This window comes from Catalinimonas locisalis, assembly GCF_038039535.1.
In the GTDB taxonomy this organism is placed as follows: Bacteria; Bacteroidota; Bacteroidia; order Cytophagales; family Cyclobacteriaceae; genus Catalinimonas.
In genome coordinates, this window is the sequence record NZ_JBBPHP010000001.1 from 259,344 (window position 1) to 274,891 (window position 15,548).

General features: G+C 41.0%; 19 protein-coding genes. 15 read left to right on the plus strand and 4 right to left on the minus strand.

Translation table 11 applies throughout. From position 1 onward, the window contains the following. The first annotated feature begins 44 nt into the window (after positions 1–44). The 6 genes from panC (at position 45) to WJR50_RS01160 (ending at position 5,600) form a co-directional block, all read left to right on the plus strand. Positions 45–899 carry a pantoate--beta-alanine ligase gene (panC, locus tag WJR50_RS01135; RefSeq protein ID WP_341291366.1) on the plus strand — a complete coding sequence of 285 codons (855 nt, stop codon included), beginning with the start codon at positions 45–47 and terminating at the stop codon, positions 897–899. Positions 900–1,018: 119 nt separating this feature from the next. Beyond that, a complete protein-coding gene (panD, locus tag WJR50_RS01140) occupies positions 1,019–1,369 on the plus strand; it encodes an aspartate 1-decarboxylase (RefSeq protein WP_341291367.1) in 351 nt (116 codons plus the stop codon). Between the two features lie 4 nt (positions 1,370–1,373). After that, complete coding sequence (locus tag WJR50_RS01145) at positions 1,374–2,408, plus strand: lysylphosphatidylglycerol synthase transmembrane domain-containing protein (RefSeq protein ID WP_341291368.1); 1,035 nt, start codon at positions 1,374–1,376, stop codon at positions 2,406–2,408. Positions 2,409–2,522: 114 nt separating this feature from the next. Next, the gene (locus WJR50_RS01150) at positions 2,523–3,227 is read left to right on the plus strand and encodes a zinc metallopeptidase (RefSeq protein ID WP_341291369.1); all 705 of its coding nucleotides are present in this window, start codon (positions 2,523–2,525) and stop codon (positions 3,225–3,227) included. Positions 3,228–3,372: 145 nt separating this feature from the next. Continuing rightward, positions 3,373–4,512 carry an acyl-CoA dehydrogenase gene (locus WJR50_RS01155; protein ID WP_341291370.1) on the plus strand — a complete coding sequence of 380 codons (1,140 nt, stop codon included), beginning with the start codon at positions 3,373–3,375 and terminating at the stop codon, positions 4,510–4,512. Positions 4,513–4,676: 164 nt separating this feature from the next. After that, entirely contained in the window at positions 4,677–5,600 is a 924-nt protein-coding gene (locus WJR50_RS01160) for a helix-turn-helix domain-containing protein (RefSeq protein WP_341291371.1), read from the plus strand. Positions 5,601–5,658: 58 nt separating this feature from the next. Here the strand turns inward: WJR50_RS01160 and WJR50_RS01165 are convergent, their stop codons facing one another. The 3 genes from WJR50_RS01165 to WJR50_RS01175 form a co-directional block, all read right to left on the minus strand. Continuing rightward, positions 5,659–6,111, minus strand: a complete 453-nt coding sequence (locus WJR50_RS01165) for a methylglyoxal synthase (protein ID WP_341291372.1) — start codon at positions 6,109–6,111, stop codon at positions 5,659–5,661. A gap of 73 nt (positions 6,112–6,184) precedes the next feature. After that, positions 6,185–6,793, minus strand: coding sequence for an IMPACT family protein (locus WJR50_RS01170; protein WP_341291373.1), 609 nt, complete (start codon positions 6,791–6,793; stop codon positions 6,185–6,187). 13 nt (positions 6,794–6,806) lie between these two features. After that, positions 6,807–8,342 (minus strand): NAD(P)H-hydrate dehydratase, encoded by a 1,536-nt coding sequence (locus WJR50_RS01175; protein ID WP_341291374.1) that lies wholly within the window; start codon positions 8,340–8,342, stop codon positions 6,807–6,809. A 216-nt stretch (positions 8,343–8,558) separates the two neighbouring features. Between WJR50_RS01175 and WJR50_RS01180 the strand changes: the two genes are divergently transcribed. The 9 genes from WJR50_RS01180 to WJR50_RS01220 all read left to right on the plus strand — a co-directional run bounded on the left by WJR50_RS01180 (position 8,559) and on the right by WJR50_RS01220 (position 14,859). Beyond that, the gene (locus WJR50_RS01180; protein WP_341291375.1) at positions 8,559–8,942 is read left to right on the plus strand and encodes a RidA family protein; all 384 of its coding nucleotides are present in this window, start codon (positions 8,559–8,561) and stop codon (positions 8,940–8,942) included. 12 nt (positions 8,943–8,954) lie between these two features. Next, on the plus strand, positions 8,955–9,431 hold the full coding sequence (locus tag WJR50_RS01185; protein WP_341291376.1) for a hypothetical protein: 477 nt from the start codon (positions 8,955–8,957) through the stop codon (positions 9,429–9,431). A 114-nt stretch (positions 9,432–9,545) separates the two neighbouring features. Further along, on the plus strand, positions 9,546–11,087 hold the full coding sequence (gene gltX, locus WJR50_RS01190) for a glutamate--tRNA ligase (protein WP_341291377.1): 1,542 nt from the start codon (positions 9,546–9,548) through the stop codon (positions 11,085–11,087). Positions 11,088–11,094: 7 nt separating this feature from the next. Beyond that, positions 11,095–11,316 (plus strand): hypothetical protein, encoded by a 222-nt coding sequence (locus WJR50_RS01195; RefSeq protein WP_341291378.1) that lies wholly within the window; start codon positions 11,095–11,097, stop codon positions 11,314–11,316. Between the two features lie 84 nt (positions 11,317–11,400). Then, positions 11,401–12,039: a 2OG-Fe(II) oxygenase gene (locus WJR50_RS01200; RefSeq protein ID WP_341291379.1), complete on the plus strand. Its 639-nt coding sequence runs from the start codon at positions 11,401–11,403 to the stop codon at positions 12,037–12,039. Positions 12,040–12,242: 203 nt separating this feature from the next. Continuing rightward, positions 12,243–13,016 carry a TIGR00266 family protein gene (locus WJR50_RS01205; RefSeq protein ID WP_341291380.1) on the plus strand — a complete coding sequence of 258 codons (774 nt, stop codon included), beginning with the start codon at positions 12,243–12,245 and terminating at the stop codon, positions 13,014–13,016. A gap of 150 nt (positions 13,017–13,166) precedes the next feature. Beyond that, positions 13,167–13,664 (plus strand): RNA polymerase sigma factor, encoded by a 498-nt coding sequence (locus tag WJR50_RS01210; protein ID WP_341291381.1) that lies wholly within the window; start codon positions 13,167–13,169, stop codon positions 13,662–13,664. Next, positions 13,648–14,253: a hypothetical protein gene (locus WJR50_RS01215; protein ID WP_341291382.1), complete on the plus strand. Its 606-nt coding sequence runs from the start codon at positions 13,648–13,650 to the stop codon at positions 14,251–14,253. The genes WJR50_RS01210 and WJR50_RS01215 overlap by 17 nt, the downstream gene beginning before the upstream one ends. A 51-nt stretch (positions 14,254–14,304) precedes the next feature. Next, entirely contained in the window at positions 14,305–14,859 is a 555-nt protein-coding gene (locus tag WJR50_RS01220; RefSeq protein WP_341291383.1) for a DUF3267 domain-containing protein, read from the plus strand. Here WJR50_RS01220 and WJR50_RS01225 read toward each other — a convergent pair whose 3' ends face one another. After that, positions 14,860–15,480, minus strand: coding sequence for a methyltransferase family protein (locus WJR50_RS01225; protein ID WP_341291384.1), 621 nt, complete (start codon positions 15,478–15,480; stop codon positions 14,860–14,862). Between the last annotated feature and the right edge of the window lie 68 nt (positions 15,481–15,548).

Sequence of the window (15,548 nt, forward strand, 5' to 3'; positions counted from 1 at the left end):
GCACATAGCGTTTTGCGATTTTATTCGTATTAGAACTGGTAATAATGCAAATATTTAAAAACATTAAATCGCTACAGCATTTTTTAGACGAAAAACGCCTTGAAAAGCGCTCAATCGGGTTTGTGCCAACTATGGGAGCCCTGCACAAAGGGCATCTCAGTCTGCTGGAAGAAGCTAAAAAAGAAAATGAAATTATAGTTTGTAGCATCTACGTAAACCCGACACAATTTAACAACACAAATGATCTCAAAAAATATCCCCGTGACCTGGATCATGATAAAGATTTGTTAAAAAAAGAGGGCTGTGATGTGTTGTTTTGCCCCTCAGATGAAGAAATGTACCCCCGGGGTTATCAAACAGGAATAAAGTTTGAGTTTGGAGATCTGGAGCAGGCACTGGAAGGTAAGTTTCGTCCGGGCCACTTTAGCGGGGTAGGACTTGTGGTGTCAAAACTATTTCATATCGTTAATCCTGATAAAGCCTACTTTGGACAGAAAGATCTGCAACAATGCAGTGTAGTCAAAAGACTTATTGATGAGCTCTTTTTCAATACACAACTCGTCATTGTACCAACCGTTAGAGAAAGCAGCGGATTGGCAATGTCATCCAGGAACAAAAGGCTCTCTGAAAAGGGAAAAGAGCTGGCTACAAATTTGTATAGTGCCTTGGCAGTAGTAGAAAAATTAATGAAAGAAGGGAAAAGCCCAAAAGTAGCTCTGCAAGAGGGTATCAATGCTCTAAATCAACACCCTGAAATTGAACAGGAATATTTTGAAGTGATAGATAAAAGAAACTTTGTGGAGGCTACTGACTCAACACCTAAAGCAGAAATAGCCGTATGCGTAGCAGCCTTTGTAGAAGAGGTAAGATTGATAGATAACATATTGGTTTTTTCTTAAACCAAAGGAATTTTATTAGCACATAAGTGTTGTAGTTTATTGCTACGCAGAATACAGTAAGTTAGAAATTTAGTTAAGCAAACACCTGGCATGCTTTAACATGATATGCATGAAGAAAAATGAATATTCAAGTTCTAAAATCTAAAATACATCGCGTAAAGATTACGCAGGCAGAATTACATTATGTAGGGAGCATCACCATAGATGAAGCATTAATGGAGGCTGCAAACCTTATTGAGCATGAGAAAGTGCAAATTGTAAACGTGAACAACGGTGAACGCCTGGAAACCTACGTCATTAAGGGTGAAAGAAATAGTGGTATGATCTGTATGAATGGACCAGCTGCCCGAAAAGTGCAGGTAGGAGATGTGATTATTATTATTTCTTATGCAGGTATGGACTTTGAAGAAGCAAAATTATTCAAACCTACAGTTATTTTTCCTGACCAGAATAACCATTTGATTAGCTAATACCTTGGGCAAGATAAAGAGCTACCTTAAGTATGTGATTTCTCTTCTGATTGCAGGAGCATTACTATGGTATGTATTCAAGGACTTTGATCTTACTACTCTGGTTGACAAACTTAGAGAAGTGGATTACCGATGGGTAACATTGGCCATCGGCTTTTTTTTGCTGAGCCATACGCTCAGAGCCTATCGCTGGAATATACTTCTTTATCCTCTAGGGTATCGGCACTTGACGGTCTTTAGAACTCTTTTAGCGGTAATGGTGGGTTATTTCGCCAACCTTATCATACCCCGTATGGGCGAAGTGAGTCGCTGCGGAATGCTGAAAAAAACCGACGATATTCCGATTACCACTTCTTTAGGAACTGTGGTAGCAGAGCGTTTGGTAGATTTAATTTGCCTTTTTATAGCTATGCTCTCGCTTTTTATATTGGAGTTTAGCAGACTTAATGAATTTATCCTTTCCTTTTTAGGAGAAAAACTGGGCACTATACAACAAAATGTAGGTACTATTTATATCCTTATCGGAGTGGCAGCAGTAGCTTTACTTCTCTTCTTTGTATTAAGAAAAGTGATTAAGAAAAGTCTGAGGGGAAATAAATTGCTCATTAAGCTGAAAAACCTGGGGCGGGAAGTAGTTAAAGGACTTACTAGTATAAGTAGAATAGAAAATAAAGCTGGCTTTTGGATATCCACATTTAGTATTTGGTTGTGCTACTACATGATGTCGTATGTAGTATTTTTCGCTTTACCAGAAACTTCAGAGCTGGGATGGAGAGCAGGATTGGCAGTACTGGTGATGGGCAGCCTGGGAATGGCAGCTCCAGTGCAGGGAGGCTTTGGTACTTTTCATGCCTTAGTTAGCGGAGTCTTACTACTGTATGGAGTAGCAGAGCAAGAAGGAGTATTATTTGCTACACTTATCCATAGTATGCAAACTATCTCGTTTATTATTTTTGGAGGAATTAGCTTCTTTATAGCCTCTGTGCTCTCTACCAAAAAGCGAGAAAAAAATCTTCAGCCCCAGAAATTTAATGCCTGAAAAAACGACTCAATAATTATAACCTCAATTAATATACTGTCGTAAATAGCTATGCATAAATGAGCTTATTACGCTAAATTTATGTTATAAAAAGAAACAAACAAGCATAAAACTATGTCCATATACATTATATTATTTATAGGAGTAGCCATTCTGAGCTTCGCAGTAAGCCAGAGGCTAAAGAATAAATTTAAAAAATACTCGCAAATACGCTGGAATGCGGACCTGACAGGACGTGAAGTTGCTGAGAAAATGCTTAGAGATAATCGTATCCATGATGTAAGCGTGGTTTCAGTGCCTGGTCGTTTGTCTGACCATTATAATCCGGCGGACAAAACAGTTAACCTGAGTGATGACGTATATCATGGACGCTCAGCAGCCGCAGCCGCAATTGCTGCTCACGAGTGTGGGCATGCAGTACAGCATGCTACAGCCTATAGCTTTCTGGAGTTCCGCTCAGCGATGGTACCTGTCCAAAATGTGAGTGCCAAGATTTTGAATATGGTTGTGCTGTTCCTGTTTTTTGGTGGAGCTTTCATTTTTGGTATGAAAGGCGGTTTTTTTGACATTGCAATATTGACCATCATAGGCTGTTATGCGGTGATTACATTATTTTCGTTAGTTACACTGCCTGTTGAGTTTGATGCCAGTAAACGTGCTTTAGCATGGATTAAGCAGCAAAATATTGCTTCTCCCAACGAGTATGGAATGGCCAAAGATGCATTGAAGTGGGCTGCCATGACTTATATGGTCGCTGCTTTAGGCTCTATAGTAGGTCTGCTTTACTGGATATCTATCTATTTGGGAGGTCGTGATTAAATGATAAAAATAGCCGAGTAAAATATTTAAGCATCTTCGTTTGAGCGGAGATGCTTTTTTTTGCAATACACCGTCCAAGGCTTATATTGCATAAAATACTCTGCATGCATAATAAATTAAGTCTTTACCCGTAAATATCAATCATATGGATTTTCAATTTACAGAAGAACATCTGGCGGTGCAGGAGGCTGCAAGAGACTTTGCCCAAACCGAATTACTACCTGGGGTAATAGAAAGGGATGAAAAACAGCAATTTCCAGCAGAACAGATAAAAAAGATGGGAGCACTGGGATTTATGGGTATGATGGTGAGCCCAGAATACGGAGGAGGAGGTATGGACACTAAGTCGTATGTATTGGCAATGGAGGAAATTTCCAAAGTAGATGCGTCCGCTTCGGTTTGTATGTCAGTAAATAACTCATTAGTCTGCTGGGGAATAGAAGAATACGGAACAGAAGAACAGAAGCAAAAATATTTGCCTTTTCTGGCTAGCGGTGAAAAGCTGGGTGCTTTCTGTTTGTCAGAACCGGAAGCGGGCTCTGATGCGACCATGCAACGCACTTCCGCTATTGATCAGGGAGATCATTATCTGGTGAACGGAAGTAAAAATTGGATCACCAACGGTAACAGTGCTTCCATTTATGTTGTAATGGCGCAAAGCGAGGCTGAGAAAAGGCACAAGGGAATTAACGCATTGATTGTAGAGAAAGAATGGGAAGGTTTTGTAGTTGGAAAAAAAGAAAATAAGATGGGCATCAGGGCCTCAGATACCCACTCCCTAATGTTTAATGATGTAAAAGTGCCTAAGGTTAACAGAATAGGGCAAAACGGCTTTGGCTTTAAATTCGCCATGTCAGTACTCAATGGCGGGCGTATAGGCATTGCTGCTCAGGCGTTGGGCATTGCATCTGGAGCTTATGAGCGCTCTGTGCAATACGCAAAAGAACGAAAGACTTTTGGACAGGAGATCAGTAAGCATCAGGCAATACAGTTTAAGCTGGCCGAGATGGCAACCAAAATCAGTGCGGCACGCCTGCTCTGCCTTCAGGCTGCCGACTTAAAAGATCGGGGCTTATCTTACATTCAGGAAAGCGCTATGGCTAAGTTATATGCTTCTCAGGTAGCTATGGAAGTAAGTAATGAGGCTGTACAGATTCACGGTGGCTACGGGTATGTGAAGGAGTATCACGTAGAACGTATGATGCGTGATGCTAAGATTACACAAATTTACGAGGGTACTTCTGAGATACAAAAACTAGTAATCGCAAGGGAAATATTAAGATAGAGTGATTTTGATGTAATATTTATGGGAAAAATTAAAAAAATTTGTATTTTGCGTACAAGTTTATAATTTCTTATTTGGAAAGTTACATAGGTTTATTAAATTTGAACTATTATTTCAAAATAAGAATTTTTGTTTTCACCATATATATTATACTCCTAAACTGAATGGAAGATTATAATAAAATTATTGAATCACTCAGCGTAAGATTCATTAAGTCCAAAAATATAAGAATCTTACAACCTGTAAGAATTCAAAATTATTATGATGTAGAAAACACCATATTAATTTTGAATCGTGGAAAAATCAGGTACGGAAGTGATAACACTGAGGTAAGTGGTGGCAATGTTGTGTTTATTCCCGGAGGAAAACAGGTTTCCGTAACCTACGGCTCCGGAGATCCTGTAAGCCTGTCAAATGACGACTTTATCAATAATAAAGAGTTATATTTTCAGTCACTAGAGACTACAGATGTTAAGACACTAGAAGCTGAGAACTTTAGCTTCATTAATTTTGAGGCAAAAGTATTCGACTCAGTAAACTTCTTTGCTTCTCTGGATATCCCTCCGTTTGTCCTAGAAGATAATAGCAGAATTCCTGAAATCATACAGGAAATACTGAGAGAAAATAATTCTGACACTCCTGGAAAAGACAGAATTATCAAGCTGAGTACTGAGCGTATGGTGATTGAGATCATCCGCTATATTCTGGATAACAGAATGTTTGTGGAGCAATTGGCTACCAATAGTACTTATTTCAAAGACCCTCGTCTGATTGATATTTTTGCCTATATCAAAGATAATATTGGTGGTGATCTTTCAAATAAAGTGTTGGCGAATGTTGCAAACGTATCAGAAGATTACGTTGGCCAATATTTCAAAATGCTGACGGGCATTAATCCTCAGGATTACATTGAATATCAGCGCATGGAGAAAGCGGTGAACCTGTTGAGGACTACCAAGAAGAGTATACGTGAAATCGGTAAAGATGTAGGCTATAAAGATACAGCTTACTTCTGCCGTCGTTTCAAAATGATGTTCGGCATTCCTGCTGGAAAAATGCGCCGCAGAGAATCTCTCATGAACGTATAAAGATTATACTGCCTATACTACCTAACATGGCCCGGAATTAAGTCCGGGCTTTTTTTATCTATTTTTTTATATTTCGGTTCAGATATGTGGTAAAGTCAGGCTTTTCTCTTTCATAATTACCAGTGATTTTGGCAGAGGCAAAAAGGAAATTTGCAGATGCTTTATTACAAGCAAAAGGAATATCCCAGGTTACAGCAATGCGTAAAAGAGCCTTTACATCAGGATCATGGGGTTGAGGTTCCAGAGGGTCCCAGAAGAATATTAAAAAGTCAATTGTCCCTTCTGCAATTTTGGCCCCAATCTGCTGGTCACCTCCCAGCGGACCACTCAGCAACTTATGAATATTGATAGCTTTAACATCCCTAATGCCTTCTTCCAGCATTTTACCCGTTGTACCGGTCGCATATAGTTCATACCCAGCAAGAAGATCAATATGATTTCTTACCCACTGTAGCAGCTCAGGCTTTTTATTATCATGAGCAACAAGTGCCACCGCTTGTTTCTTTTTCATATTTTTTTATGATTCTTTTTCATAAAGATAAAAAAATGAAACATGCAGATGGTAGCTTCTGTAATTTTACCACTTACACTAAAGCTACCCCTTGTATCTGACTGAACTGTTCTTTGGCATTTTGCCACTGGCTACGGGGGATATCTAACTGATAAAAGCAATCTTCAGCAAAGTTTTGTGTGCTGATTTGAGCCTGAAAATGATCAATTAGCTGCATCACTTCATTGGTAGCGGTGTACTCAAACTGTATAGACAAATCTTTATAGATAGTTTTTTTCACTATCTGATTTTGAGCTATAGCATCCGCCGCCGCTGTTTTATAAGCATGAATGAGGCCAGGTACACCGAGTTTTGTGCCACCAAAGTAGCGCACTACTACCACCAGCACATCATATAAATTTTGAGAACGGATCTGCCCTAAAATAGGATCGCCAGCGGAATGGGCAGGCTCTCCATCGTCATTGGCACGATAGGTCTCTTCTCTGCCTTCTTCCGGCTTTAAAATAAACGCAAAGCAATGATGCCGGGCATCATAATATTGTTTCTTAAGCGCATCTACTTTTTCTTTCACTTCTTCATCAGAAGTGACAGGGAAAACAAAAGCCAAAAACTTACTTCCTTTTTCTTTATATAAACCTTCAGAAACTGTTTTGACTGAATAATATGTATCCTTCTCCTCCAATAATATTTATCTATCAAGTTAACGTCTTAAATGCTGCACCTAAGTAATCAATAAGGTTTGAAGCCAGCATTGCCTCCTGACTCAGTGCCTCGGCGGCAAGGTCGCCTGCCTGACCATGCAAATATACACCCAACAAAGTAGCATCAAGAGGGTCATATTTTTGAGAAAGTAAACCAGCAATAATGCCGGTGAGGGCATCACCGGTACCTCCTGAAGCCATACCAGGGTTACCAGTACTATTAAAGCATATTTTCCCGCTAGGTGTACCTACTGCAGTATTGGCACCTTTCAGCACTACAAAAACCTGGTACTGCCGACAAAACTCCATCAGCAGTTGTAAGCGATGAAAATCATTTTTGGCAGGCTGAGTGAGTCTTTCAAATTCTTTGGGGTGAGGAGTGAGGATAGCATTTTCAGGGAGTAAGTCCAGGAGTTCACGGTTTCTGCCGCAGATATTTAGTGCGTCAGCATCCAGTATCATAGGCTTTTGTAAAGATTTGGCTTTCTCTAAAATGTTTTTTAGCGCCATCTTAGTCTCCTCAGCAGTACCTAAGCCTGGGCCAATGCCCAACACATCGTATTTTTCAATAGCAGTGCCGCCTTCCTGCGGCAAATCTGTAAAAATATACTGATGTCGGTCTACCGTAGTCATCGCTTCAGGATTCGCAATTTGCATGATCTGATAGCCACATTCGGGAATGTGGACGGTAAGTAAACCTGCTCCGGCATGAAGACAAGCGCGTGCGCAAAGCACAGCAGCGCCCATCTTACCGTAGCTACCACTAATAAGCATGGTTTTTCCAAATGTTCCCTTATGAGAGTGTGTTGCCCGCTTCTTCAGAAGAGATTTAGCCAACATAAGGTCTGTAAAGTAGTAATCTACCGGAGTTTGCTCAATAAAAGTACGGTCAAGCCCTATATCAAGTATTTCCCATTTACCTACAAAATGTGCGCTTTCAGGAAGTAGGAAAGCCAGTTTAGGCATCTGAAAACTAAATGTATAATCAGCTCTTACGATGACAGCGTTTTTGTCTTCAACTTCTAGAGGCTTATCGGCAAAAAGTCCCGAAGGAATATCAATAGAAACTACTGCTGCTTCTGAGAGATTGATCTTCTCTATCACTTTGGCAAATATGCCTTCTACTTTACGGGAGAGTCCTGAACCGAATAGGCCATCTATAACAATTGCTTCTCTTGGAATATCAGGAATATCACTTTCATGCTCAATATTATTGATGGTGATATGCTCCGTAAGCCTTTCTCGGTTGATCTTAAAATCCTCTGAACCCTTATCGGCGGCATGTACAGTAAAAACACTAATTCTACAATGATGCTGATGCAGCAATCGCGCAAAGGCCAGGCCATCCCCCCCATTATTACCAGGCCCGCTAAATATGTATACGGGATTAACTGTAGCGCCAAAAGTTTCAAGAAACTGATGCTTGAAAACGGTAGCCGCTCTTTCCATCAGGTCTGTAGAACTAATAGGTTCATTTTTGATGGTAGCTGCATCAGCGTCGCGGGTTTGTTGAGCGGTGAGTATCTTCATATGTATAACTTCTAAAAAGAAAAATTCTAGATGTAGAAAATGATAATGAAAAACCGGAGAAAAATTCTCTAACAATAATCCATAATCCAAATTTTGTCATTAGCATCTCATTACCAAGGTAATTTCTAAAAAATTAGGAATTAAGGTGTTTTTGATTACTCTAATCAAGTAGATTTGCAACTTGTTTTACAAACAGTGTATAAAAAAGCAGAAAACATGGCAAAAGAAGTAATCAATACCTCAGAAGCTCCTGCCCCCATTGGGCCATATAGCCAGGCAATCAAAAGTGGAAATATGCTCTACGTTTCCGGACAGATAGCACTTGATACCGCCAGTGGAGAATTGATAAATGACAATATCACTGAAGAAACCCATCAGGTAATGAAGAATTTAGAATCTATCCTGAGAGCGGCAGGTGCTGATTTTAGTCAGGTTGTAAAGTGTTCAATTTTTGTCAAGAACATGGATGACTTTGCAACTGTAAATGAAGCTTATGGGCAGTATTTTAAGCAAAATCCTCCAGCTAGAGAAACTGTGGAAGTAAGTCGCCTACCCAAAAATGTGAATGTAGAAATCTCCTGCATTGCCGCTTTAGACTAATTTTTAGTCCCAGTGTTAGCCCTACTTCCCCTAAGCAGAGAAACTATTGTATCCTCATATGATGCCAGGCAACTCTCAAAGCGACTGTGGAATGTGACCAAACCAAGTCATAGGGAAGAGTGGATGCCTGATGTGCATGAAGACAAATTGCTATTCAATGGCTGGGTAAAAAAAGAGAATTTTAAGCTTTCCCGTAAAGTGAGTCGAGCCAACAACTTTCTCCCTTTGATAAGCGGCAGAATAGAAAGCAGCTCAATTGGCAGTATTGTTCTTATCCGCTACCGACTGTTTATGTGGACGCTTTCATTTTTAATATTCTGGTCAGTGCTAACCGGGCTTTTTGCATTGTATTTTTTTATCTACGAGCGCATTTATATCAACGCGATATTTTCTCTTCTTCTGGGAGTCGCCAACTATGTCATTGCAGTGCTCAACTTTCACAAACAGGTAAAGCTTAGCAGCCGTATACTACACGAGGTACTGGAATAGTGGATAGCTTTGCTAAAGCGGTGGTTTGCAATTGACCTGCTGCATATTATAATTTTACACAACTATCATTTACAGCCATAGTTTATAAGTATAAATAGAGATCAAGCATAAGTAATGGAAGAAAATATAAGAGTAAGGTTTGCGCCCAGCCCAACCGGGCCTCAGCACATTGGAGGAATACGTACTGCATTATACAACTACCTTTTTGCCCGGCAGAAGAAAGGAACATTTATTCTGCGTATTGAGGACACGGATCAGACACGCTACGTGCCCGGCTCAGAGGAATACTTGAAAAAAGCCCTGCAATGGTGCGGTATACAGCCCGACGAAGGCGTAGATGAAGGAGGACCTTATGCTCCTTATCGTCAGTCGGAGCGCAAGGAGATATACGGAAAATATGCACAGCAACTGATTGACTCCGGCCATGCATACTATGCTTTTGATACCGACGATGAACTGAATGAAATGCGGGAGCGCCTGAAAGAAGCCCGGGTGGCCCAGCCTCAGTACAATGCCATTACCCGCATGACCATGAAAAACTCTTTGACCCTCTCCGAGGAGGAAGTCAAAGCCAAAATGGATGCTGGCGAACCCTATGTGATCCGCCTAAAAGTACCCCGTAAAGAAGAAGTTCGCCTCAATGACTTAGTCCGTGGATGGATCATGGTGCATTCCTCTACCCTGGATGATAAAGTAATCATGAAATCCGATGGTATGCCCACTTACCACCTGGCCAATGTGGTAGATGATTATTTGATGAAGATCACCCACGTGATTCGAGGAGAGGAGTGGTTACCTTCTGCACCGTTGCATGTGCTTTTATATCAGTTCTTGGGCTGGGAAGCGAGCATGCCTAAGTTTGCGCACCTTCCGCTTTTGCTGAAGCCGGATGGTAATGGTAAGCTAAGCAAAAGGGACTCTCTAAAGCACGGTTTTCCAGTGTTCCCGATGGAATGGACAGACGAAAATGATAATCACCTGCCCGGCTTTAAAGAAGATGGTTATCTGCCTGAAGCTTTCATCAACTTTCTCGCCTTTCTGGGATGGAATCCGGGGACAGAACAGGAAATGTTTAGCAAAGAAGAACTTGTGGAAGCGTTTAAAATAGAAAATATAAACAAGGCAGGAGCAAGGTTTGATATTCACAAAGCCCAATGGTATAACCAGCAGTACCTCCGCCTGAAATCTGATGAGGAACTAGCCGATATGCTGCTGCCAACTCTGGAGAAAGCAGGAGTAGAAAGCAGCCGGGAGAAGGCCTTGAAGGTAAGTGGTTTGATGAAAGAAAGAGTAACTTTTCCTGCGGAAATATGGGGAAATGCGAAGTTCTTTTATGTAGCTCCCCAACGATATGACGAAAAAATCGTTAATAAAAAGTGGACGGATGAGGCCGTAACTGTGCTGCAGGCTTATGCAAATGCTCTCAAGCGACATAATGCGGACTTAAGTGCAGATCAGGCCAAAGCCGTTTTAGAACAAGTTCTGAATGAACTTGATGTTAAGATGGGCAAAGTGATGCAAGCATTACGACTGGCTGTTACAGGAGAGGGTTCGGGACCTGACCTCATGCCAACTATTGAGGTTTTAGGCAGAGACGAAACTGTAAGCAGAATTGAAAATGCCCTACAAAAACTAGATAAGCACGTAAAAACGTAGATACATTATGAGCAGAAAAAGATTGAGTAAAAGAAGCAAACCGAAAGTTAATGATGAACTGAATGGTTTTGATATCAAAATTGATTCTTTTGGAGAAATCCGATCAACGCTGGATATTGATAAAATCAATAAATTTCTTAATCGCCATGTAGACGATAAGAAATTGCGTGATCGGGATGATATAGACAAAGGATCAGAAGAAGCATCCGCTAAGAGTAAAGAAGAATAAATATTCATACTTTTAGAAGTATATTTAAGTTGTAGTTAAATTGGAGAGCAACCCGGGAGGGTTGCTTTTTTTAATAGCATAATTATGGAAGAAAAAAGTGAGGCTTTACTTCATGAAACGCAATTGGAAAAGCTGGTAGATCAACTGGCAGAGAATGGATACGGGCTGATAGATCATTTTTTTTCGCCTGAGCAAGTAAATGCAGTAGTTGACAGGTTTCAGGATTTGTCAGAAGAAGGTGAGTTTAAAAAAGCGGGAATCGGGAAGATGCAGAATTTTGCAGTGGACAAATCTGTGAGAGGAGATTACATACGATGGATCAACCCCAATGATATGACGGAGGTCACAGCCAACTATGTAGGGAAGATGCGCCAGCTGATGGAATATCTGAATTATACCTGCTTCCTAGGACTTAAAGATTTTGAAGCTCACTTTGCGATGTATCCGGCAGGTACATTTTACAAACGACATGCCGACCGCTTTCAGCAAAATGCTCATCGCGTTATTTCTACCGTCTGTTATCTCAACAAAGATTGGGAAGAAAAAGATGGAGGTCAGCTAAGAATGTTTTTACCTGATGAAGAATTTGACATTGCTCCTCTTTCTGGCAGGCTGGTTTGCTTCAGAAGCGAGATTGAGCATGAAGTTTTAATCACCACTCGTTCCCGCTATAGTATTACAGGGTGGATGCTGGACCAGCACACCAGCCTCACCTTCCTCTAATTCCTCTGAAAAAATCAAGCGCTTCCAATATTAAGAGGCTGACTAGTCAGCCAATTGTAATATTCTGAGAAATCAAGCATATATGGGCCTGCTACCGCTATATTTATCAATACTGATCTGTTTTTTTGGAGCGTTAGCAGACTTTTAATTAAATTAATCAGCAAAGTGTAAACACAATTTTTCAACTTAACCCACAATAGCTAATGAACAGATCGCACGAAATTGATTATGAAATTCACGGACACGGTATACAAGTAGTAGAGGTAGAACTTGACCCTAATGAAACAGTGATTGCAGAGGCCGGAGCCATGGTGTACATGGATAACGGTATTGAGTTTGAAACCAAAATGGGAGATGGTTCAAATCCTAACCAGGGATTTTTTGGGAAACTGCTCTCTGCTGGCTCACGCATGCTTACCGGAGAATCTGTATTTATGACCCACTTTACCCATAGGGGCCAAGGTAAAGCCAAGGTAGCATTCTCTGCTCCATATCCCGGTACTGTGATTCCTATAGATCTTTCCGAAATGTATGATTACAGCCTCACAGTACAAAAAGACGCTTTCCTTTGTGCTGCGCTGGGTACCAAAGTAAATATTACTTTTAACCGTAGGCTTGGCTCAGGCCTGGTTGGTGGTGAAGGGTTTATTCTCCAGAAATTACAGGGAGATGGTCGGGCATTTATCCATGCTGGTGGTACAATCATTGAAAAACAGCTGAATAACGAGACTCTCCGAGTAGATACGGGATGTGTGGTGGCTTTTGAACCTTCTATCAATTTTGATGTACAATCTGCCGGAGGCCTGAAATCCATGATTTTTGGTGGCGAAGGCATGTTTTTAGCGACTCTTAGCGGAACGGGAAGAGTTTGGTTGCAGTCTATGCCGCTTCGTAAACTTATCGCCGCACTGGCCCCTTATGGTAAGAACAAAGATAAGGGAGAAAGCTCGATACTCGGAAACTTTCTGGAGGATTAATGCTAAATTACGTTTGTATAGAAAATTCTGGCCGGAAGTGATTCCGGCTTTTTTTATGTTTTTTTCAAAAAAAAAGAAACCAAGATGAAATAATACTTCTCTTTTCTCTACACATAAGATAAACAAGTTCATAGCGGCTAAGCACAATACATGAGTCAGCCAAACAAGGAAAAATTTTTACAGCTCGTTCAGCAACATCGCGGGATTATGCAGAAAGTCATTTTCCTCTATATAGATGAGGCTGAAGAACGGCAGGATATGCTACAGGAAATTCTGCTGCAAGCCTGGAAATCTTATCCTGCATTTGAAGAGCGTTCCAAATTTTCTACCTGGCTATATCGTGTTAGCCTCAATACGGTACTTACCGCACAACGCAAAAATTACCGCCAGCCAGATATAGAACCTTTGGAAGCAGCCGCTCATTTGGGTGAGCAAAATGTTGATCATAGTGAAAGAGAATGGTTAATGTTTACCATCAAGCAGTTATCGGAAATAGAGCGTATGATCATCAGCCTGCATCTGGATGGATATCAGAACGAAGAAATCGCTGAAATTACAGGGATGCAAAAAGCCAATGTAGCCCTGCGCCTGCATAGAATCAGAAAAAAGTTAGCTGAAAAAAGACAAAAATATGAAGGACTTCAATAAATCATGGAAAACCTGGCAGCAAAATGAAGAGCAGCCGCTGCTGGATGAAGCCTTTCTCAATAAGGCTTTACAGAAGAAATCCATAGACCCTTTGGTAAAGCTCAAGAACAATATAAGGTTAAAACTACTTTGGATCATGGCCTTCACGCTAGTGTTCTTAGCAATTATCATCACTACGGATAAATTATACAACAAAATCCTGATGTCACCTTTGGTACTCGCTTATCTCATTGGGTTGGTACTGATTTACGGGCAATATCGGGTATTGAACTTTGTAGACAAAAGCCTGAGTCTGAGAGAAACGCTGGAAATTTATTATCATAGAATTTCTCTAATCAACAAATATGAGCAGAGCGTAGCCTTGTTCATTTATCCAATTTCTGTTACTGCGGGTTTTGTATACGGATTTACTTTAAACCGTAGCGCGGAAGAAATTTTATCGGATCAACGTATCCTGGCTATATTAATAGGACTTAATGTAATACTGGTTCCCGCCTGCTACTATCTGGCCAGGTGGATGGAAGAAAAGGCTTACGGAAAATATCTGGCGCATATCAGGGAAGATCTTAATCAACTGAATGCTGCCTGACACAAAGAATTGTAAAGAAATATGGTACTTTAAAACTTAAAATAATTTCTCATGGAGTATTATTTAGGTAAGAAAGGAATAGATATGTCGGTGCCCACTGCCAAGATTCAGCTCCTTGTATTGCCATATGTAGCAGGTTCCTTTCTTTTCGCCATACCCTTCGTTGCCCTTTGGGGGTGGCGGGCTTTTGCCTATGCCTGGCAGGAGATGTTTGCCAACTGGTGGGTTTTACCAGCTATTTTGCTGGGTATCTTCTTCCATGAAGTTATCCATGCCATCACCTGGAAGCAACTGGCGGGCTTAAGCTGGAAAGAAATGAAGCTGGGTGTACAGTGGAGAACGCTGACGCCCTATGCCCATGCCAAAAAACCAATGCAGATTACACCCTATCGCTGGGGCGCTCTGATGCCTGCATTGCTGCTAGGCTTTCTTCCTTACTTCATTTCCCTATTTACAGGAAATGGCTGGCTGTTTGCCTATGGCATGCTGTTTATTGTAGCCGCCGCCGGAGATTTTTGGATACTGGCCGTACTCAGAAAAGTGCCCAAAGGTAGCTGGGTGGCCGACCATCCTAAAAATGCAGGCTGTATCGTCTATCAGGACTGACTATTTCCGAAGATTTCTCAATCCACTGCGTTTGGGAAAAAGCATGGGTACTTCTTCCTGGTATTTTTTGTAAGCCTCTCCGTATTGCGCTACCAATTTCCGCTCCTCAAAACGAATACCTACCAGAATATACAATATGAGCATAATGACAGTGATCAGATTGGCCAGCGAGGGAGCAAACAGCCAGAAACCGATGATGATCAGGAGACCACCAAAGTATAGCGGATGACGCACCGCCCCTAAAATTCCTTCCGTATTGAGGGACTCATCTTCATCATTTTTCAATTGCTTTAAGCCCAGAAATTCTTTGAAAGAATACTGACGAAAAGCCAGCCGTACAATGATAACCCCATAGGTGGAAAGTGCCAGCCCCAGAAAACTGACGATATCTTTCCAGTCAGCAGGAATAAGCACTTTAGTGGAGATCAGTGCGTTGTAAAGCAATACAGGCAGAATACTAAGTATTGCGAATATATTATAAAGCAGGCGATAGTATCGGGCAGAGCGGCCCATTTTGTTTTTCAAAAAATCTTTGACCTGATTAGTCGCCAATACACTGTGCAGCGCAAAGTAAACCATCCAGAGCAGAATAAGTATAAGGTAAGGGGTGAAGTCTTCCATAATTTGCTTTGAAGGTATGAAAAACTGATAAATTCTTTTAAGCTTGTATAAGGATAGATTGTGAGCAT